We start from the raw sequence: 16,352 nt of genomic DNA, 5'->3' as shown, positions 1-16,352 counted from the left end.
CTGGCGGTGTCTGAAGACAGACGAAGGGTGTTCAAGATCAGTTTGTGAGGACCGACCTGAACACCCTTCTAATGACACCGGAACGATCCGGTGTGGATCTTGACGCCTGACACCCTTCCGCCCCGTGAGGCTCCGGTCAGACCGGCGCTCGTCCGCATCGGGCCGTTCTGCTGTCCGTCACCGTGCCGACGCCCGCACGCCCCTGGGCCCTGACGCCTCGCTACAGGCCGACGCGGCATGGTGACGGCGGTGGTGGTCCGGCCACGCTGGGCTCATGCCTGCACACCTCGTGGACCTGCGAGTCCTTGTGCCAGACCGGCGTGCACGGCGTGTCCGGGTCACCTCCGTCGTGTCGTGCGGGCAGGTTGTTGGTCGTGGTTCGAGCCCGTCCGCATGGCACACACCTCGCAACCGTCGAGCCGTCGAGCTCTGGCGCGCAGACCGGGACCGTGCGGGTCGCTGGGATCGCGAACGGCTCATCGGAGGTCAGGCCATCGAGCCTCGTCATTAGGGCGCCGCGCGTTCTCGCCAGGGTCTCTGACCAGCAGAGATTCCCCAGCGAAGGAGGACAGGCTGTTGAAGGTGTTCTGTGGGATCGACTGGGCCGAACGCCATCACGACGTTGCCTTGGTCGACGCCGAAGGCAAGCTGGTGGCCAAGCGGCGCATCACCGAGTCCGTCGACGGGTTCGCCGAGTTGACCGCCATGCTCGCCGAGGCCGGTGACAGCGCCGAGTCGCCGATCCCGGTCGCGATCGAGACCCCGCGCGGGCTGCTGGTCGCGGCCTTACGCGCCACTGGCAGGCCGATCTACGCGATCAACCCGCAGCAGGTCGCCGCTTACCGCACCCGGCACTCGGTCTCGCGCAAGAAGTCCGACCAGGCCGACGCCAAGACGCTGGCCAACATCCTGCGCACCGACGCCCACGAACACCGCACCCTGCCTGCCGACACCGCGCTGGCTCGCTCGATCGCGGTGCTGGCCCGCGCCGCGCAGGACGCGACCTGGCGGCGCACCAAGGCCAGCAACGAACTGCGGTCGCTGCTGCGCGAGTACTACCCCGGTTTCCTCGAAGCGTTCGCCGGCGGCACCACCGCGGGCTTGGCCACCGCTGAAGCCCGCGCGGTCCTGGCGATCGCACCGACACCAGCAGCCGCGATGAAGCTGACGAAGACGCGCATCGCCGCGGCGTTGCGGCGAGCCGGCCGCCAGCGCGGGATCGACCAGAAAGCCGTTGAGCTGCAACACATTCTCCGCCTGCCACGCTTGCGGCATGACCCGTTGGTCGAGGAGGCGATGGGCGCGCAGGCGCTGCGTCTGCTGGCCACTTTGGACGTTGAATGCGGCAGCGTTGAGCAGCTCGGCCAGGCCGCCGCCGAGGCGTTCCGCCAGCACCCCGACTACGCGGTGATCACCAGCTTTCCCGGCCTCGGTGAGCTGACCGGCGCACGAGTGTTCGCCGAGATCGGCGACGATCGAGCACGATTCGCCGACGCCCGCGCGCTCAAGGCGTTCGCAGGGTCCTCGCCGGTGACCAAAGCATCCGGCAACAGCGAGTCGGTGACCTTCCGCCGCGTCAAGAACGACCGCCTGGCCGCAGTCGGCTGGATCTGGGCCTTCGTCGCGTCCACGAAAGCACCCGGCGGCGCGGCGCACTACCAACGCCGGCGAGCTCGAGGCGACCGACACGCAGCCGCCCTGCGGCACCTGTTCAACCGGCTGCTAGGCCAGCTCTTTCACTGCCTGCACACCGGACAGCCCTACAACGAGGCGATGGCGTTCCCCAACCCAGCCGACCATCCCGAACCCGCCGCTGCTTGACAGCTAAACCTGATCGGAGGTCTGACCGCACTCTACGTCAAGATCGATGATCACCTGGGCAGGCCTGTCCGGACCGGACGACCACCACGGCTGACCGACGCTGAACTGCTCACCCTCGCCGTCGCCCAAGCCTTGCTCGGCATCCGTTCCGAGGCCCGCTGGCTGAGGTTCCTGCCCCGCCATCTGCCCGGCGCTTTCTCTTACCTGCCAAAGCAATCCGGCTACAACAAGCGACTGCGCACCGCGGTCCCGCTGCTCAAGAAGGTCATCCGGCTACTCGCGCTCGACACCGACCTGTGGACCGACGCGACCTGGGTCGTGGACTCCACCCCGGTCGAGTGCGGCCGCTCCCGCGAGACCACCAAAAGATCCGAACTGGCCGGCTGGGCCGGTTACGGCTACTGCTCGTCGCATTCACGGTTCTTCTGGGGACTGCGCCTGCGCCTGGTCTGCACTCCGGCCGGACTGCCGCTTGGCGCAGCAGGATCTGCGTCGCCGCGTTCGCCACTACTGCCTTGCCCACATCGCTACCGAGCACGTCCGCAGTGTCCTGGGTCGCGACGGTCAGGCCGGCCCAGTGTTTCCGCCCGGCTTTGGCCATGCGGAAAAGGAACTCGGCTCCGGCGCGCTCTTTCATCAGCAGCCACGCCTCGTCCACGACGACCAGGCGTGGGCGGCGGATGGCCGGGTTGGATACCCGCCGCCACACCGCGTCCAGCGTGAGCAGAGTGCCGATGGCCTTCAGTTCGTCGGGCAGGTCGCGCAGGCTGAACACGACGAGGTGGCCCTCGGGGTCGACGGTGCTGGGGCCGTCGAACAGTTGCTTGAACGCGCCCTCGACGAACAGGTGCAGCCGGGCGGCGAGCTCACTCGCGGACTGGTCGCTGGCATCGCCCGCGCTCGCGAGTTGGTCTCGCAAGCCTTTCAGCGTAGGAGAGGGGCGGGTCCAGGTGCGGGCGTCGGCGGTGATCCCCACGCTCTGATGGGTCGCGGCGATGGCCCGGTCCAGTGCTGCCCGCTGCGCCGGGTTTGCCTCCGATCAAGCCCTTCTGACAGGTCAGCCCCATCTGTCTAGACCGTCCTCGCTCGGACCTCAACGCGAGTCTGGACTTCTGTCCGCATCTGCCAGCCCAGCGGTGGCCTTTTCGCTGTCACTAGGCACCTTGAAAGCTCCCCTGATCTCTGATATTGGTCATGGTGTAGTCGTCGTGGGGACGGGCCAGTACGCGCAGATCACAGAAGATCGAAATGCCGCCGGCGGCGAGCTTGGCGTCGCGAAATCTGTGGTTCTCAGGAATCGGCGTACATGCTCAGCGTGTAGGCGCTCAAGACGTACCCCATCTGAACTCCGAACATCTTCCGAACGCCATTGGCATCGGTGGTGTGACCTGAGTGCGATCCAACGACGACTACTTTGCCGTCACCGTTGATATAGTAGACCGGAGCTCCGGAATCGCCGGAAGTCGTGTGTCTTCCGCCGTCGTACATGAAGCCCCTGTTGTCCAGGATGCAGGTGTTCTGGCCACTGAGGCAGTGGTTGGTTCCGGAGTCGGTGACGTAGTGGTTACCCTGGTTGTAGGTCGTCTGCCCACTGGTGTAGAGGTTCCTCATTCCTCGATAGGTGTACGATCCGCCGCCGACGAGCAAAGATGACTCGCTCTCGCGGTAGCCGCCAGTCCAGATTCGCATGTTGTAACTCGAGTTGCTCCCGCTGAGCAAGGCTATGTCAAGACGCCTGTTAATATACGCGACTGTGCCGATAAATCGTTTCGTGTCTGTTACGTAGACTTTTTCGCCGACTGCTCCTACGCAGTGTCCGGCGATTGTCATGAAACTGCTGCCGGATCTGTCTCTTACGGCGGCTCCCACGGTGCAGATTCCGGCATTGGTTACCACAGAGGTGGCTCCGTTGAACGGGAAAGTGTCATTGTATCTGTGTTCGGCGACGGTTTCACCCCATTCGGTTGCGAGCTCTCCTGGATATTTCTTCAGCAACGGCTCGAGCAGGGATGACGGCGCATCCGTCTGAATCACGTACCTGTCCTTTTCTGCAACGTAGAGTGTTGTGTAGCCGTACTCGACAGGAATTCCGGAACTCTCGCGCGGACCTGTCTGGCTGCCAAGGAATTTAATCCGATCGGTGGTGAACTGACTCGCTCTGACGTCGATCAGCGCACCGGTGAGCTGCGCGTTGATCCTCGACCTGACGATGCCGATCGAATCAGCTTTCTCTGCGGGCATCATGACCACATTGCGAACGCCGTCTCGGAAGGTGCCAAGTGCGCTGAGCTCTTCACTCAGGAGATCGACCTGGTGGAACTGAGAGGCTGCCAGCTTGGCCTGCGCCTCTATCGGCGGTGCTGCCATGGTGACGCCGGGCACAACGGACGCCGAACCGACTACGGCCAGGGCGGCCAAGACGGCCCGCCACTTCGGTTGAATCCCTTTTCTGGACACGCCTGTTGCCTCTCGAATGTGTGGATAAAGTGCATGTCGACAACCCGTGTCGATAGTGCATGCTTAGTCCGGATCGGGCAGTTCTGAAGTTTGCGGCTGTCAGGGTATTTCAAGCAGTTGCAAAATTGTGATTTCTCTGGCTGTGGGTCTTTGAGGGTCAGTATTGATTGGTCATGCGTTATTATTAGTCGGCCAACGCAGGGACGGCATCGCCTACGTCACTGGTTTCGGAAAAATTTCGTTGCTTTTCGGAGTGTGTTCGCATTGGTACGCAGTGTAGTCAGTTGAGTACGGGGCGCACGAGGCGGGCAAATTTCGAATGCTCACGTCGGGCATTGAGGCGAGTGCGCGAATGCCGTGGACAGTGGGCGGCAGTGCTGGTCTGTGTATGTTTCGCATGAGGGTGACCAAAGGATCGTGCGGTCAGGTGTGGCGAGGCGTGGTAACGCTTCTCGGACCCTGGGATTCCTGGTTTCCGTGAACGCCACGTTGGCGCATCGGCCGGCGAGCCGGATGCGTTCGCGGAGCATGAGGTGTGTCGGCGGCTGCCCTGACAGCCTGGTTGCTCGTCGCCCACAGAGGCTCCCAAACCGGCCGCTTCCACCATGTCGACGTCGTTGGGGATATCGCCCATGGCGGCGATCTCGTCCATCGAGACACCGTGTTGCGCGGCGAGGAATCGCAGCGCGGCGCCCTTGCAGGCTTCCGCGGGCAGCAACTCGAGGTAGTTGGTCTCCGAGGTCAATAGGCGAAGACCCGGCAGTATGCCGCGGATCAGCGACATCAGGTGATCGACACCAGGTGGCCCGGCGACGAGCATCACCTTCGTCGTCGGTTCAGAGGCGCTACCGTTCCGCAGTTCGATCCGGTCGCGCCGGGAGTAGTTGGCGAGCGCGTAGCGGAGCGCAGGACGTAGCCGCGCGGCCTGCGAATCCGACAGCGCCGACGTCCGCGGGCAGCAGGGAAATCACCTGTTCACGCAGCAGAGGCCGGGAGGCACCGAGATCGAGGTCGAGTAACCGATCGCCGGATTAGGGATCGATGATCTTCGCGCCGTTGTAGAGGTTCATCGGGTGTGCCGAGACCCAGGTCGTCACTTCGCTGGACGATCCGCAGTGAGCGGTCGACCAGAGCGCCGTCCCGATCGGTGATCAGCCAGCGCGTCGAAGGACCGGGTGCGGGTTCGTCCGAACGCTCCTAGACGAGGCTCACCACGCACCGTTGCCGGTCCGGCTCGATTGACGGCCCGCGACGAACGCGCGCAGCGACCGGATCGAGGTCCGCGGTGTGCGCTGCATGGCCGGGCTGGTCCTAGCCGGTTCCGCCGAAGGGATGGTAGTGGTCACCTGCCGGGATCAGGAGCAGCCAGGCGGCGCACACGTCCCACCCACTGACCAACGTCCCGAGCGCCGCGTCGGCCCAGCCCGCGGCGACGTGTGCCATGGACAGCGCGGCGCTGCCCGGTCTGTGCAGGTTGCTGTAGCCGGCTACCAGTTCGCCGAAGTGGGCGAGCCCGTCCGGGCCGTCTGTGCGGGTGTCGCGTGCGTTCGGGTAGCCGGTGATGAGCAGGCCACGCGACTCCATCATCACTCCTGTGGAGCGAATCGGTTCGCCGGTGAGTTCGGCGTTGTCGAGATCCGCAGTGAACACGTGGCGGGCGATCGGGTCGACAGTCATGCCGTGCACGACCGCGCCGACCGAGGTGCAGAAGAACGCGATGCCGCGAGCGAGGTTCGTCGTACCGTCGATCGGGTCGACGTCGACCCGATCGACGGACCTGCCCGAACTCCGCGCACACTCCGCATTCCCCGGTGGCGAGGCACCCGCGTGACGAGGCGTGGGGCCGGGTGGGCGGCATGCCGACGGCGACGGGACAACACTGATCCTGCAGGGACACGTCGCCGTCGTCTCTCCTAGTGACCTTGTGCGGTGACAGGTCGACCCGTACCGCCCGCGCGTCACCAGCGATGTCGTGCACCCCGCCGCGCCTGCGACATGAAGGCGGAAGTGGCGGCGATCCTCGCTGCGCTTGCCGCGATCCGGTCCACTGCGACCAAGCTGCGAGGCGGGGTGGCCGTGTACTTCGTCGTCAGCGAGAAGGACGGCGGCCTCGGCGCGTTCGACACCCTGCACCGCGTCCGCATCGGCGATACCTGCGTCGTCACCGAACCGAGCTGCGCCGCGTGGATGGTCGCGAACGCGGCACGCTCATGTCCCAATCGGAGTACCGGGCCGCGCAAACCACGGCAGCGCGCGCTACGGGGTGTCAGCGCCATCGACGCCTACCTGCCGATCCACGCCGCGCTCGCCCGCCTGGAGACCCGCCGCAACCTAGGCACCGACGCGCTCATAACCGAGTGACCCGTTCCGTACCCGCTGTCGGTCGGCATGGTCCAGGCCGCTGACTGGGCGAGCAGCTTGCCGCACCTGCTGGTCGTCGAAGTACGACTGGCGCGGCGCTGGAGGAGGAGCCCGCCCGCGCGCGGGCCGAACTGGAGACGTGCGTCGCCGAGGCGTACGCCGAAGATCCGTGGCTGTCGGTGCATCCCGCAATGGCGACGTGGCCTGCGCGCGGCCGGCTGGCCGCCAGGCACTCGCTGGCGACCCCTTCTTGACCTTGCCGAACCGGACTCGGCGCAACCCGTTCTCGCCGAGCTCCGGTCCGTTGACGTTGCCGAACCGAGCAGAGTCCTTGACATTCTCCGGAAGGAATCAGGTGCAGGCCATTGCGCTCGCCTCGGGGAGTCGCATCAGAACCAATACCAGAGGTACGAGTAGGAGCCGGCACCAGGACGGCAGCTCCATGCTCGATGATCTGTCCGGCGCCACTGGCCGTCCTTGAAGAGGGAATAGGCTTCCCGAAGGTCATAGGTGTTACGCGCACTGGCGTTGCAGGAATCGCCGTTGCCGTAGTACGACAGCGTCTGTAGTAGCACCGGGGCTGCGTTCGCGGGTGCGGAGATGCCGACCATCATCACACCCGCGAACGTAGCCGCGGCTAGACTCCGCGCTGTACGAGACTTTCGGTAGAAGTTCATTGCAAGCGATTTCTCCCATCATATTTTCGAGTTGGCCCGCCGGGCTCCGGTCGTGTCAATTGCGCGAACCCGTTCGAGTCAATAGTGGAAATATAGCCACACTCCGGTCTCTGCTCTATCAGATTTTTGCGGAACCTCTCTCTGTGACACTGCGGCTGACGATGTCGACGTGCTCCTGCGGCTTCTTCCGCGCGGCCACCGGCGTCAGCATCTTTTCGAAAAACTCCTCGATAGCACGCGCGACCGTCCTGTCTTCGGCGCACTCTTACGAAAATTACACAACGGCTTCACGAGAAGCGAAAGGTCCGCGCACTTCTTAGGGCGAGTTCGCGGAGCCGGGCGAGTGCCCCACGTGGCGGCTCGACCGCCTGCGGTGTCGACACCCTGAGTCCAGACACCGCCGCTCCAAGAACGACACCAGCTGACACGATTCGACTCAACGCCCCTCACGACTCTCGGCAGCAACTCACCGAGGTACTGCGCTCAGTCACATCTCACGATCTCTGCCGATGCGATCCTCTGCGTTCTGGAGGCCCGCAAGAAAGCGAGCCGTGTGCGGCAGCTTTACCAGGCTGGGCTCGCGCGCTTGTTCAGCAACGACGTGTTCACCGTTGAACTGCCCAGACGCCGGGAACTTCTGCGCCGCCTCGACGTCATCGGGTTGCGGCTGGGGGAGTGTGCCGACGTGCTTTTCGAGGCGATGCAGAAACGTAGTCACTGATCGGTCTTCGTCCTGACATCATGACTTCGCAACATGCGCAACCGAGTGTCCCGTACGCCGTCGCGCGAGGTGAGGAGGTCGTCACGGCACAGTTGAGCAGTCTGGTGACCATTAACCGGCACAGCCCGATCCTCTTGTAACTCCAGCTCGCTCGTAGACTGCAGGACCTGATCGAGCGGGGGAGTTGACTCCGGGGATCGTCTCGACAATGAGTTCGTCCTCGCTGAGCAGCTCGGACTGCCGCGGCCTACCGTGCGGCAGGCCATGCACACCTGGTCGACAAGGAAATGCTGACGCGCAAGCGCGGAGTCGGCACCACCGTGGTCAACAACCGTGCGTGTCGCGCTACCCAGTTGACCAGACTGTACGAAGACCTGGAGAGGGCGGGAACGGGGCCGAGCACCGAGGTGCTCGGCTTCGAGGTCGTTGCGGCGACTGAGGACATTGCGGCCGCGCTGACCATCGAAGCAGGTGCGGACGTGATCGCGGTCCGCCGGCCGCGCTTCGTCGACGACGAGCCCCTGGCCATCCTGCGCAACCACGTGCGCGCCGCCCTGGGTGTGACGGCCGTGTGCCTGGCTGAAGAGGTCTCTACCAGTTGCTCCGGGAATCCGGGAACGCCGTGCGGTCGGTCGAACAGGCCATCAGTGCGCAAGGCGACCGCCGCGGAAGCCACTCTGCTGAACGAGGGCAGGGGCGACATTGCTGACGTTGGACCGTACCGCGCACGTCGCCCAGGGCCGCCCGCTTGAATGCGGCAACGACCTGTACCGGGCATCGTTGTACTCGATCTCCATGTCCGCGGTCAGCGACTGACATCTCCTGCTGCGCAGGTGTTCGGGGGAACGTCGCGAGGTCTTCATGGACCGTTCGATCATCGGCCCGGCCTTGGTCATGTTCGTGTTCCACTGTGGACTTGAGCCCGGCGGTACGGAAACTTGTCTTGACATCAATGTGACCTCGGTGCCGGGATGGTCTCATCCCGGCAGGTCAGAGCGGTCCGGTTCAGGTCGGTCGCGCGCTCCGCGGGATCGGTCGCCGCCACCGAAATGCTTGTCACCGGCGAGAGGCACGGGCGGCGAGCGTGTCCAGATAGGACGCACCACTCCGATGGAACCCTCCGTCAGTTAAGGAATCCCAGTGACCACATCTCATCGGCGGCCGAGGGCTGCTGCCCTGCTCTTGCTACCCGTCCTGCTGGCCGGCGCGGTGACCCCCGCGAGTGCCGCCGCCGGTACGCCGACCGGCCTGGCCGCTCCGACCGTCGAAACGCCCAGGACGTTCAATGACGACGAGGGCGGCAATGTGGACTCCGACGATCCGGAGGTGTGGATCCACCCCGACGACGACGAGGATTCCATCGTCATCGGCGCGGAGAAGGAACACGGGATGAGCGTGTTCACCCTGGACGGTCACAAGATCCAGCACGTTCCTGCCGCTCCCGCACCCGGTCCGGATGACGCGGTCGGTCGGCTGAACAACCTCGACGTGCTCTACGACGTCGAACTGGGCGGGCGGGAACGCGACATCGTCGTGGTCAGCGACCGAGGCCTGGACAAGCTGCACGTCTACTCGATCGACGAGGACAAGGCCGAGGACGGCGAGCCGCCCTTGACCGAGATCACCGCCCCCGGTATGCCGTTCCTGTTCTCCGCGGACCAAGCGGAGGTCAACGAGCAGGACACCGCCTACGGCATGGCCGCCTGGAAGGCGTCGAACGGTACGGTCTACGTGCTCGCCACCAGAGAGCACCGCACCGACCTCGGTCTGTTTAAGCTGGTGTCCAAGCCCAACGGCAAGATCGGCTACGAGCTCGTTCGCCGCGCGGCCCTGCCCGCGAGCTTCACCCTGCCCAATGGTTCGTCGTGGACGCCGTGCGACGAGCCGGGCCGGCAGCCGCAGTCGGAAGGTATGGTCGTGGACAAGGAGCGCGGCCTCGTCTACATCTCGCAGGAGGGTGTGGGCATCTGGCGAGCGGGCGCCGACCTCGTCTCCTTCGCCCCGGTCCTCATCGACAAGGTGCGTGAGTACGGCGTTCCCGCCACCTACGACGCCGAGTCCGACGAGTGCATCGCCGGTGCCAACCCAGGGTACGGTGGCGCACGCCTCAGTGCCGATGTCGAGGGTCTGACGATCTACAACCGCGAGGACGGCAAGGGCTACCTGATCGCCTCGAGTCAGGGTGACAGCACCTATGCTGTGTACGACCGCAAGCCTGCCAACACCTATATCGGCTCCTTCAAGGTGGGCGGTAGTGCGACCATCGACTCGACGGAGAACACCGACAGTCTCTTCGTGACCAATCTGGCCGTCGGGGACTTCGAGCACGGTTTGTTGCTGGTGCAGGACGGCAACGACACCCCGGACATCCTGGGCGGCGACGGAGAGGTGCGGGAGAGCACCAACTTCAAGTTCGTGCCCTGGGAGAACGTGGCCCATTCCTTCAGCACTCCATTGAAGATCGACACGGACGGCTTCGATCCTCGCGACTGATCTGCGGACCAAGACCACGATGCCCTCGCCGAGGCCCGGCGCGGGCATCGTGGTCCGCTAGTAACATCCCGCCAGACGTGGCGGTGAGGTGATCACGTCTCGTCCGGCCGGGGCCACCGACTTGATCCTGTGGACACATCTAGCCTCGCGGGTACCCACGGCGGCCGGACCTTGGATCCATTGTGGACGTCGTCGTTGTTCAGTCGCTCCAGCGTTTTCCCGCACCGGATTCGAGCTCCGTGGAAACAGTCCTCATTCCGGGGACGGGTCCGCGCTCCGGCCACACGATGGTCCGCGGACGCCCTGGGACGGTGACATGGCCGCGGTTGCCTTCGAGTCGAGGCTCGCAGGTGACCGCTACCGTCGTTCAGCCGAAGTAGCGCCAGTTGAATCGGTAAACCAGTACGAACACGCCGCCGTGCACCCACTCGTGTGCCTCGACGACTCTGGTCTGAAATCGGCCATAGTAGCCGACAGTGCGCGCGAATTGCACGAAAGCCGCCGCTGCGGCAGCGGCGTCCCTGTAGGCCCTGTAGTTGTTCTGGTCGTATTGCCACGCTCCCCACGCCTGCTGCGTTTCCATCGGGACCGAGGACGTCTTCGCGATGCTTGGCTTCCCCTCCGCCACCACTGGGGCGGCACTGGCGTTGCCTGTCGCGACGGTCAGCGCCGCGGCGATCACCGCTGTTGCCGCGACCAGTCGCATCAGAAACCTGCGGGACGTGTTCGGCTGCATGGAACTTCTTCCTTCCTCTGGGGACGTCATCTGACTCCGGCAGGACCGCGATAGCAGGTCCTGCCCGGAAGATCGCGGTTCGTTCAGTTGCCGGTTCCCACGAAGAGCAGGTGGTTCGGGGACCCGGCGCCGGCGTAGGTCACCTTGTTCTTGGTGGACGCGGTGACCAGGTCGGTCGACACCTGGGCGGGGGTAGCGGCCTCGTCGTTCTGCAGGTAGCAGGCGATCGCGTCTGCCACGTGCGGGGTGGACGTGGTAGTGCCACTGATGGTTTTGGTTGCCGTGGCACTCGTGTTCCAAGCCGATGCGATGTCCCTGCCGGGCGCGAACAGGTCCAGCGCGGGTATGTAGCTGGAGTAGAAGTCGCGCGACCGCCTGGCCAGTCGGTGAAGCCGACCGTGATGGCCTGACTGACGCGAGCGGGGGAGACGGTCCTTGCGTCCCAAGACTCGTTGCCCGCGGCCACCACTTACGTCACACCGGAGGCGATGGAGCGCCGCACGGCGACGATCGCGGCGGAGACTCCGCCATCGAGGCTCATGTTGGCCACTGTCGGCCTCACCGCGTTGGCGGTGACCCAGTCGATGCCCGCGATCACGCCCGCTGTCGTGCCGCCGCCCTTGCCGTCCAGCACCCGCACGGCAACGCTCTTGGCTGCCTTGGCCACTCTGTAGGTGATGACGGCGATCGTGCTCGCGACACGGGTGCCGTGGCCGGTCCCGTCCTGGGCCACCGGGCCGTTGTCGATGAAGTCGTAGCCGTTGCCAGCTAGGCCACCGGAAGTGCTGTGCGAAACCCGTACACCGGTGTCCAGCACGTAGGCGGTGACGCCCGCTTCGGTCGAGGTGTGGTTGCAAGACCTGCTCAGCGGTAGGTTGGCCTGGTCGATTCGGGCGAGCACCCACAACGGCGCGGTGTTCTGGACCGCTTCGGCGCGCACCGCCCAGTCCTGTTCGACGTACTCCACGGTGGGATCTGCCACGAGTCGCTTTGCCTGGGAGACAGGAAGATTCTTCGCGGTGAAGCCCCGCAGTGCGCTCCCGAAGACCCTGTCGATCACGCCGCTGTGCCGTGCGGCGATGGTGTTCGCCACCGCTTCGTTGCTCGAGACCGTCTCCGAGGTGTCCTTCAGCTTGGCGATGTAGCTGTGGGCGATCTTCCCGGCCGAGTCGGCCGACAGGATCTCACCCGCGGGTGCGGCCCGAGCCGAGGAGACCTGCAGGTTGAGCGTCGTGGCGGCAGCAGCCGCCACCCCGGCTGCCGTCGGCAATCGGACGTGCCGTGACTTGCCCATTCTGCGGATCCCGTTTCTCTGGCCGTGTCGATGGCGTGGCCGATCGCGCCTGGAAATTCGCTTTCGAAGAGCTGTTCGCGGTTCTGGAGCGGTCTGCGTCGGCCCTGCCGATGTCCGGTCAGGAGGTTGCCCCTGTTGTCGACGGCACGACCCGATGAATGTCGGGCCGGCGACCCGCTTCCATTGCGTCACGCCAATCTTCACCCGCACCGCCGTATGTCTTAAAATACATCAACGAGAGAAATTTTCCCCGTTTTCGCGAGGATTCCTCGGATCTCCGAGAATCTCGATTGGACTTCGGACTGAGGTATGGGGAGGTTGGCGCCGATCGTGGTGTCGCTGGCGTGCCGTACAGCTACTTCGCGGTCAATCAGAAAAATGTGGACGTGAGCATCCTCCGGTCTTCGACCTGCACATCTGACGGAGTCGGCGTTCACGCAGCTGCTACTTCGGGTTCGCGCCTGAAGTAGCAGTACACCTGGTGAACCGTGAAGCTCCGTCCACGCCCGCGCGCCGTCCACGACTTGCGCAATGTGAGGAAACGAAGTTGTAGACAGACGTCCGGCGACCAAAGCGGGGTTAACGTTTTCCATCCGGTCTCGCCGCTGGCCGCGAGTTCATGGCGCAATCGCGGACGCGTTCTCCTCACGACCGCACCGGTGACAGCGCGCGCCGCAGCGGTCCAAAAGGCAGTCCGGACACCGGGCAGAACTGACCGTGTCCACAACCGACCCGCTTTCCCGGCTCCTGGACGCCATCGCGTCACCTGTCGCTCCCGCGTGCCACTGCGTGCTGAAGCGCCTCGGGCCGCACATCGAACGAATCACGCTCAACGCTAAGGATTCAGATGAAAGTTCTCCTCGCTGTGTTTGTGTCGCTGAGTGTGTTGCTCCCGGCACCGGCCGCGTCGGCCGATACCGTGGTCACCCCCACGAACCCGAACATAAAGTACTTCGGCCGCTGGAACACGGCTTCGCCGTCGGCACATGTATCGGAATGGGCGGGCGCCTATCTGGTCACCGGTTTCACCGGGAGTACCGTCAAACTGCGCCAGCGCGATCCCATCGACTTCTTCGTCAGCATCGACGGTGGACCTGATGTGGTCTACGTCAACAGGAGCGGGACCGTCGACGTGACACCCCGCGATCTTCGGTCGGGCAACCACACGCTGCGTGTGTCCTACCGCCCGGTCGCCGGTTCCTACCGAGGTGACGCCGTCTTCGGCGGACTCGTGCTCGGAACAGGTGAGCGGACGTTTGCCCCCGCCGTGCCGTCGAAGATCATTGAGTTCATCGGTGACTCGATCACAGTCGGTCAGCGCTCGTCGAAGCAGGCACTCACCGCCTACGGCTGGTTGACGGGCGAAAAGCTGAAGATGGGACACACTCAGATCGCCGTGGGCGGGGCTTGCCTGCACCCGGCGGCCGATGGCTGCCTGAGCATGCGTGAAGGTTTTCTGCGCACCGGTCTGCCGGTGAACTCACCCCAGTGGTCGTTCTCGCGGTACCGGGCCGGCGCGGTCGTGATCAATCTGGGAACCAACGACGTCGGTCACCGGGTGTCGAGGCAGGACTTCCAGGCCTCCTACCTGATTCTGCTGCGCCGCGTGCGTGAGAAGTACCCGGATGCGGCGATCTTCGCCCTGCAGACTTTCCGCGGGCGATACGCGGCGGAGACCCAGGCGGCTGTTCGAGAAATGGCCGGCACCGGAGATCGCAACGTCGTCTTCGTCAACACCGAAGGATGGATCGACCCCGCCACCGACACGGCCGACGGTGTGCATCCCAATGACACCGGACACCGGAAGATCGCCGACAGGCTGGCACCCGTGATCGCGGCCAGGGTGAGTCGCTGAGACGCGGATGCCCGGCACACCCATCGAGTGGTGTGCCGGGCATCCGCGTTCATCGCCGCTCAGGGACGAGCGAAGCTCGGGTGAGGCGGCTGGTTGTAGGCGCTGTTCTGCCACGCGACCGCGAGGCGGTATTGCCGGTCCTCCATCAGGGACAGTCGGCGGATCGTGGTCGGCTCGGTGGTGGTGTAGATGCGCAGCGCGGTGCTGTCCGCGGTGCGCCAGACGACTTCCTCACGCCAGTCGCCCAGGATGTCCGCGGACAGCGCCGGGGTCGCCTTGGTGCCGTTGGCCGCCTGCACACCCTGTCCCGTGAGCAACCTGAGCTCGCCCGACGGGCTGTACTTGTCGATCGTGGTGCCGTTCAGCAGCTCACGTTCGGCGTCGCCGTCCCACCACACGACGAAGTTCGCCGATCCCGGCTTGCGGGCGGACACCACCGCACCGGTGGTCGCGCTGCGCAGACCGTCAACGGCGGCGGACCACACTTCGGCTCCGGGGTTGTCCGGCCAGATGTCCGCGGCCACGGCGCGGCCGTTGTCACAGCCGCAGGACGGTGCGCTCCAGATGATTCGGCCGGTGCGCGCGTCGCCCATCCAGTCAGCGACGTCGGTCTTGCTCTCGGATGGCTTGAACACCTCGAATCCGGGCCTCGACGGAATGAAGTCACCGACGTGGTAGGCATCTCCGTGGTGGGTGTTGTTCTGCCACATACCGCGACCGTTGTCATCGATCGCCATGGAGCCGTAGGCGATCTCGTCGCGTCCGTCGCCGTCCACGTCGGCCACCGAAAGCTGGTGGTTTCCCTTGTCCATCCAGTCCGCCGGCCGTGCCTGCGCCGCGGAGTCGAACACCCAGCGGTTGACCAGTACGCCGTCGCGGAAGTCCCAGGCGGCGATCGCGGAGCGCTTGTAGTAGCCGCGGGCCATGATGATGCTGGGCCGCACCCCGTCCAGATAGGCGGTACCGGCGAGAAAGCGGTCGACACGGTTGCCGTAGTCGTCGCCCCAACTCGCCACCGAGCCACGAGCCGGAGCGAAGTCCGCCGTGGCGAGGACAGCGCCGTCGGTCCCTCGGAACACCGACAGGTACTCGGGTCCGGAGAGGACATAGCCGTCGGTGGTGCGGTGGTAGGCCTTGGCGTTGCCGATGACCTGGCCGGTGCCCGAACGGGTGCCGTCCGCTGTCTTCATCGCGACCTCGGCCTTGCCGTCTCCGTCGAAGTCGAAAACCTGGAACTGCGTGTAGTGGGCCCCGGCGCGGATGTTGCTTCCGAGGTCGATGCGCCACAACCTGGTGCCATCGAGCCGGTAGGCGTCCAGCAGGACATTGCCGGTGTAGCCCGCCTGTGAGTTGTCCTTGGCATTGCTGGGATCCCACTTGAGCACGATTTCGGTGACGCCGTCGCCGTCGAGATCGCCCACGGATGCGTCACCGGCCGTGTAGGTGTACGCCTCGCCCGAGGGGGTGGTTCCTCCCTTCGGAAGCTGGAGCGGCACGTCGATGCTCGACGTGCGCGTTCGCACTCCTGATCTCAGCGCTGTGGTGTCACCCACCAGGCGCACCTCGTAGGACGCGTCGGCCGGTGCGCCGAGGTCGAGATAGCTGGTCGCCTTGGTGATGGGATCAGCATTGATCTTCACACCGTTGCGGTAGACGTTGAACGCCGGAGCGCTGCCGTCTGCTCTCAGCAACCGCCATGACACGAAGTTGCCCGGTTGCCGCAGGGACCTGATGCTCACCAGGGCACGGGTTTCCTTCACTGCCACAGCACGCGGCTGAGCTGATGGTGTGTCCGCAGAGGATGTTTCGACAGAAATGCTGGCCGCGAGGACAGTGGAGGCGAGCACCAAAGCTTTTGCTGTGCGCGACAAAGTTTATCTCCATCCCGGTTAATTCCGATGGGAGAAGATATATCCGTCACGCGGGCTTGATCTTCC

At 64.9% G+C, this 16,352-nt stretch carries 13 protein-coding genes and 2 pseudogenes; 6 read left to right on the top strand and 9 right to left on the bottom strand.

Annotated elements, in window-relative coordinates; translation table 11 throughout:
* The first annotated feature begins 576 nt into the window (after positions 1-576).
* Together ND450_RS20160 and ND450_RS46075 are read left to right on the top strand one after the other, a co-directional pair.
* Positions 577-1,821, top strand: coding sequence for an IS110 family transposase (locus ND450_RS20160; RefSeq protein ID WP_371927775.1), 1,245 nt, complete (start codon positions 577-579; stop codon positions 1,819-1,821).
* 9 nt (positions 1,822-1,830) lie between these two features.
* Positions 1,831-2,295: pseudogene (locus ND450_RS46075) on the top strand (IS982 family transposase); the annotation flags it as partial.
* Here the strand turns inward: ND450_RS46075 and ND450_RS20155 are convergent.
* From ND450_RS20155 to ND450_RS20140, 4 genes and pseudogenes are all read right to left on the bottom strand, one after another.
* A pseudogene (locus ND450_RS20155) lies at positions 2,291-2,860 on the bottom strand (conjugal transfer protein TraC); the annotation flags it as partial. The pseudogenes ND450_RS46075 and ND450_RS20155 sit on opposite strands and share 5 nt — an antisense overlap.
* Positions 2,861-3,111: 251 nt before the next feature.
* Positions 3,112-4,278 (bottom strand): S1 family peptidase, encoded by a 1,167-nt coding sequence (locus ND450_RS20150; RefSeq protein WP_253327614.1) that lies wholly within the window; start codon positions 4,276-4,278, stop codon positions 3,112-3,114.
* Between the two features lie 280 nt (positions 4,279-4,558).
* On the bottom strand, positions 4,559-5,218 hold the full coding sequence (locus tag ND450_RS20145) for an HAD hydrolase family protein (protein ID WP_256557559.1): 660 nt from the start codon (positions 5,216-5,218) through the stop codon (positions 4,559-4,561).
* 371 nt (positions 5,219-5,589) lie between these two features.
* Positions 5,590-6,240, bottom strand: coding sequence for an inositol monophosphatase family protein (locus tag ND450_RS20140; protein WP_253327612.1), 651 nt, complete (start codon positions 6,238-6,240; stop codon positions 5,590-5,592).
* 33 nt (positions 6,241-6,273) lie between these two features.
* On the opposite strand from ND450_RS20140, the gene ND450_RS20135 reads away from it, so the two are divergent.
* Positions 6,274-6,639 carry a hypothetical protein gene (locus ND450_RS20135; RefSeq protein WP_253327611.1) on the top strand — a complete coding sequence of 122 codons (366 nt, stop codon included), beginning with the start codon at positions 6,274-6,276 and terminating at the stop codon, positions 6,637-6,639.
* A 1,164-nt stretch (positions 6,640-7,803) separates the two neighbouring features.
* On the opposite strand, the gene ND450_RS20130 is transcribed toward ND450_RS20135, so the two are convergent.
* On the bottom strand, positions 7,804-8,034 hold the full coding sequence (locus ND450_RS20130; RefSeq protein WP_253327610.1) for a hypothetical protein: 231 nt from the start codon (positions 8,032-8,034) through the stop codon (positions 7,804-7,806).
* Positions 8,035-8,324: 290 nt separating this feature from the next.
* On the opposite strand from ND450_RS20130, the gene ND450_RS20125 reads away from it, so the two are divergent.
* Together ND450_RS20125 and ND450_RS20120 are read left to right on the top strand one after the other, a co-directional pair.
* Positions 8,325-8,789 (top strand): GntR family transcriptional regulator, encoded by a 465-nt coding sequence (locus tag ND450_RS20125; protein WP_253327609.1) that lies wholly within the window; start codon positions 8,325-8,327, stop codon positions 8,787-8,789.
* A 388-nt stretch (positions 8,790-9,177) separates the two neighbouring features.
* Positions 9,178-10,530 carry a phytase gene (locus tag ND450_RS20120; protein WP_371927737.1) on the top strand — a complete coding sequence of 451 codons (1,353 nt, stop codon included), beginning with the start codon at positions 9,178-9,180 and terminating at the stop codon, positions 10,528-10,530.
* 367 nt (positions 10,531-10,897) lie between these two features.
* On the opposite strand, the gene ND450_RS20115 is transcribed toward ND450_RS20120, so the two are convergent.
* From ND450_RS20115 to ND450_RS20105, 3 genes are all read right to left on the bottom strand, one after another.
* Positions 10,898-11,266 carry a hypothetical protein gene (locus tag ND450_RS20115; protein ID WP_253327608.1) on the bottom strand — a complete coding sequence of 123 codons (369 nt, stop codon included), beginning with the start codon at positions 11,264-11,266 and terminating at the stop codon, positions 10,898-10,900.
* Positions 11,267-11,349: 83 nt separating this feature from the next.
* Entirely contained in the window at positions 11,350-11,712 is a 363-nt protein-coding gene (locus ND450_RS20110) for a S8 family serine peptidase (protein ID WP_253327607.1), read from the bottom strand.
* Between the two features lie 23 nt (positions 11,713-11,735).
* A complete protein-coding gene (locus tag ND450_RS20105; protein ID WP_253327606.1) occupies positions 11,736-12,560 on the bottom strand; it encodes a S8 family serine peptidase in 825 nt (274 codons plus the stop codon).
* Between the two features lie 847 nt (positions 12,561-13,407).
* Here ND450_RS20105 and ND450_RS20100 point away from each other — a divergent pair.
* Positions 13,408-14,415: an SGNH/GDSL hydrolase family protein gene (locus ND450_RS20100; RefSeq protein WP_253327605.1), complete on the top strand. Its 1,008-nt coding sequence runs from the start codon at positions 13,408-13,410 to the stop codon at positions 14,413-14,415.
* A gap of 59 nt (positions 14,416-14,474) precedes the next feature.
* Here the strand turns inward: ND450_RS20100 and ND450_RS20095 are convergent, their stop codons facing one another.
* Positions 14,475-16,262 carry a rhamnogalacturonan lyase gene (locus tag ND450_RS20095; RefSeq protein ID WP_253327604.1) on the bottom strand — a complete coding sequence of 596 codons (1,788 nt, stop codon included), beginning with the start codon at positions 16,260-16,262 and terminating at the stop codon, positions 14,475-14,477.
* Positions 16,263-16,352: the final 90 nt, after the last annotated feature.

The organism is Lentzea sp. HUAS12, from assembly GCF_024125735.1.
GTDB classification, from domain to species: Bacteria; Actinomycetota; Actinomycetes; order Mycobacteriales; family Pseudonocardiaceae; genus Lentzea; species Lentzea albida.
This window is presented reverse-complemented; position numbering and strand designations above follow the sequence as displayed.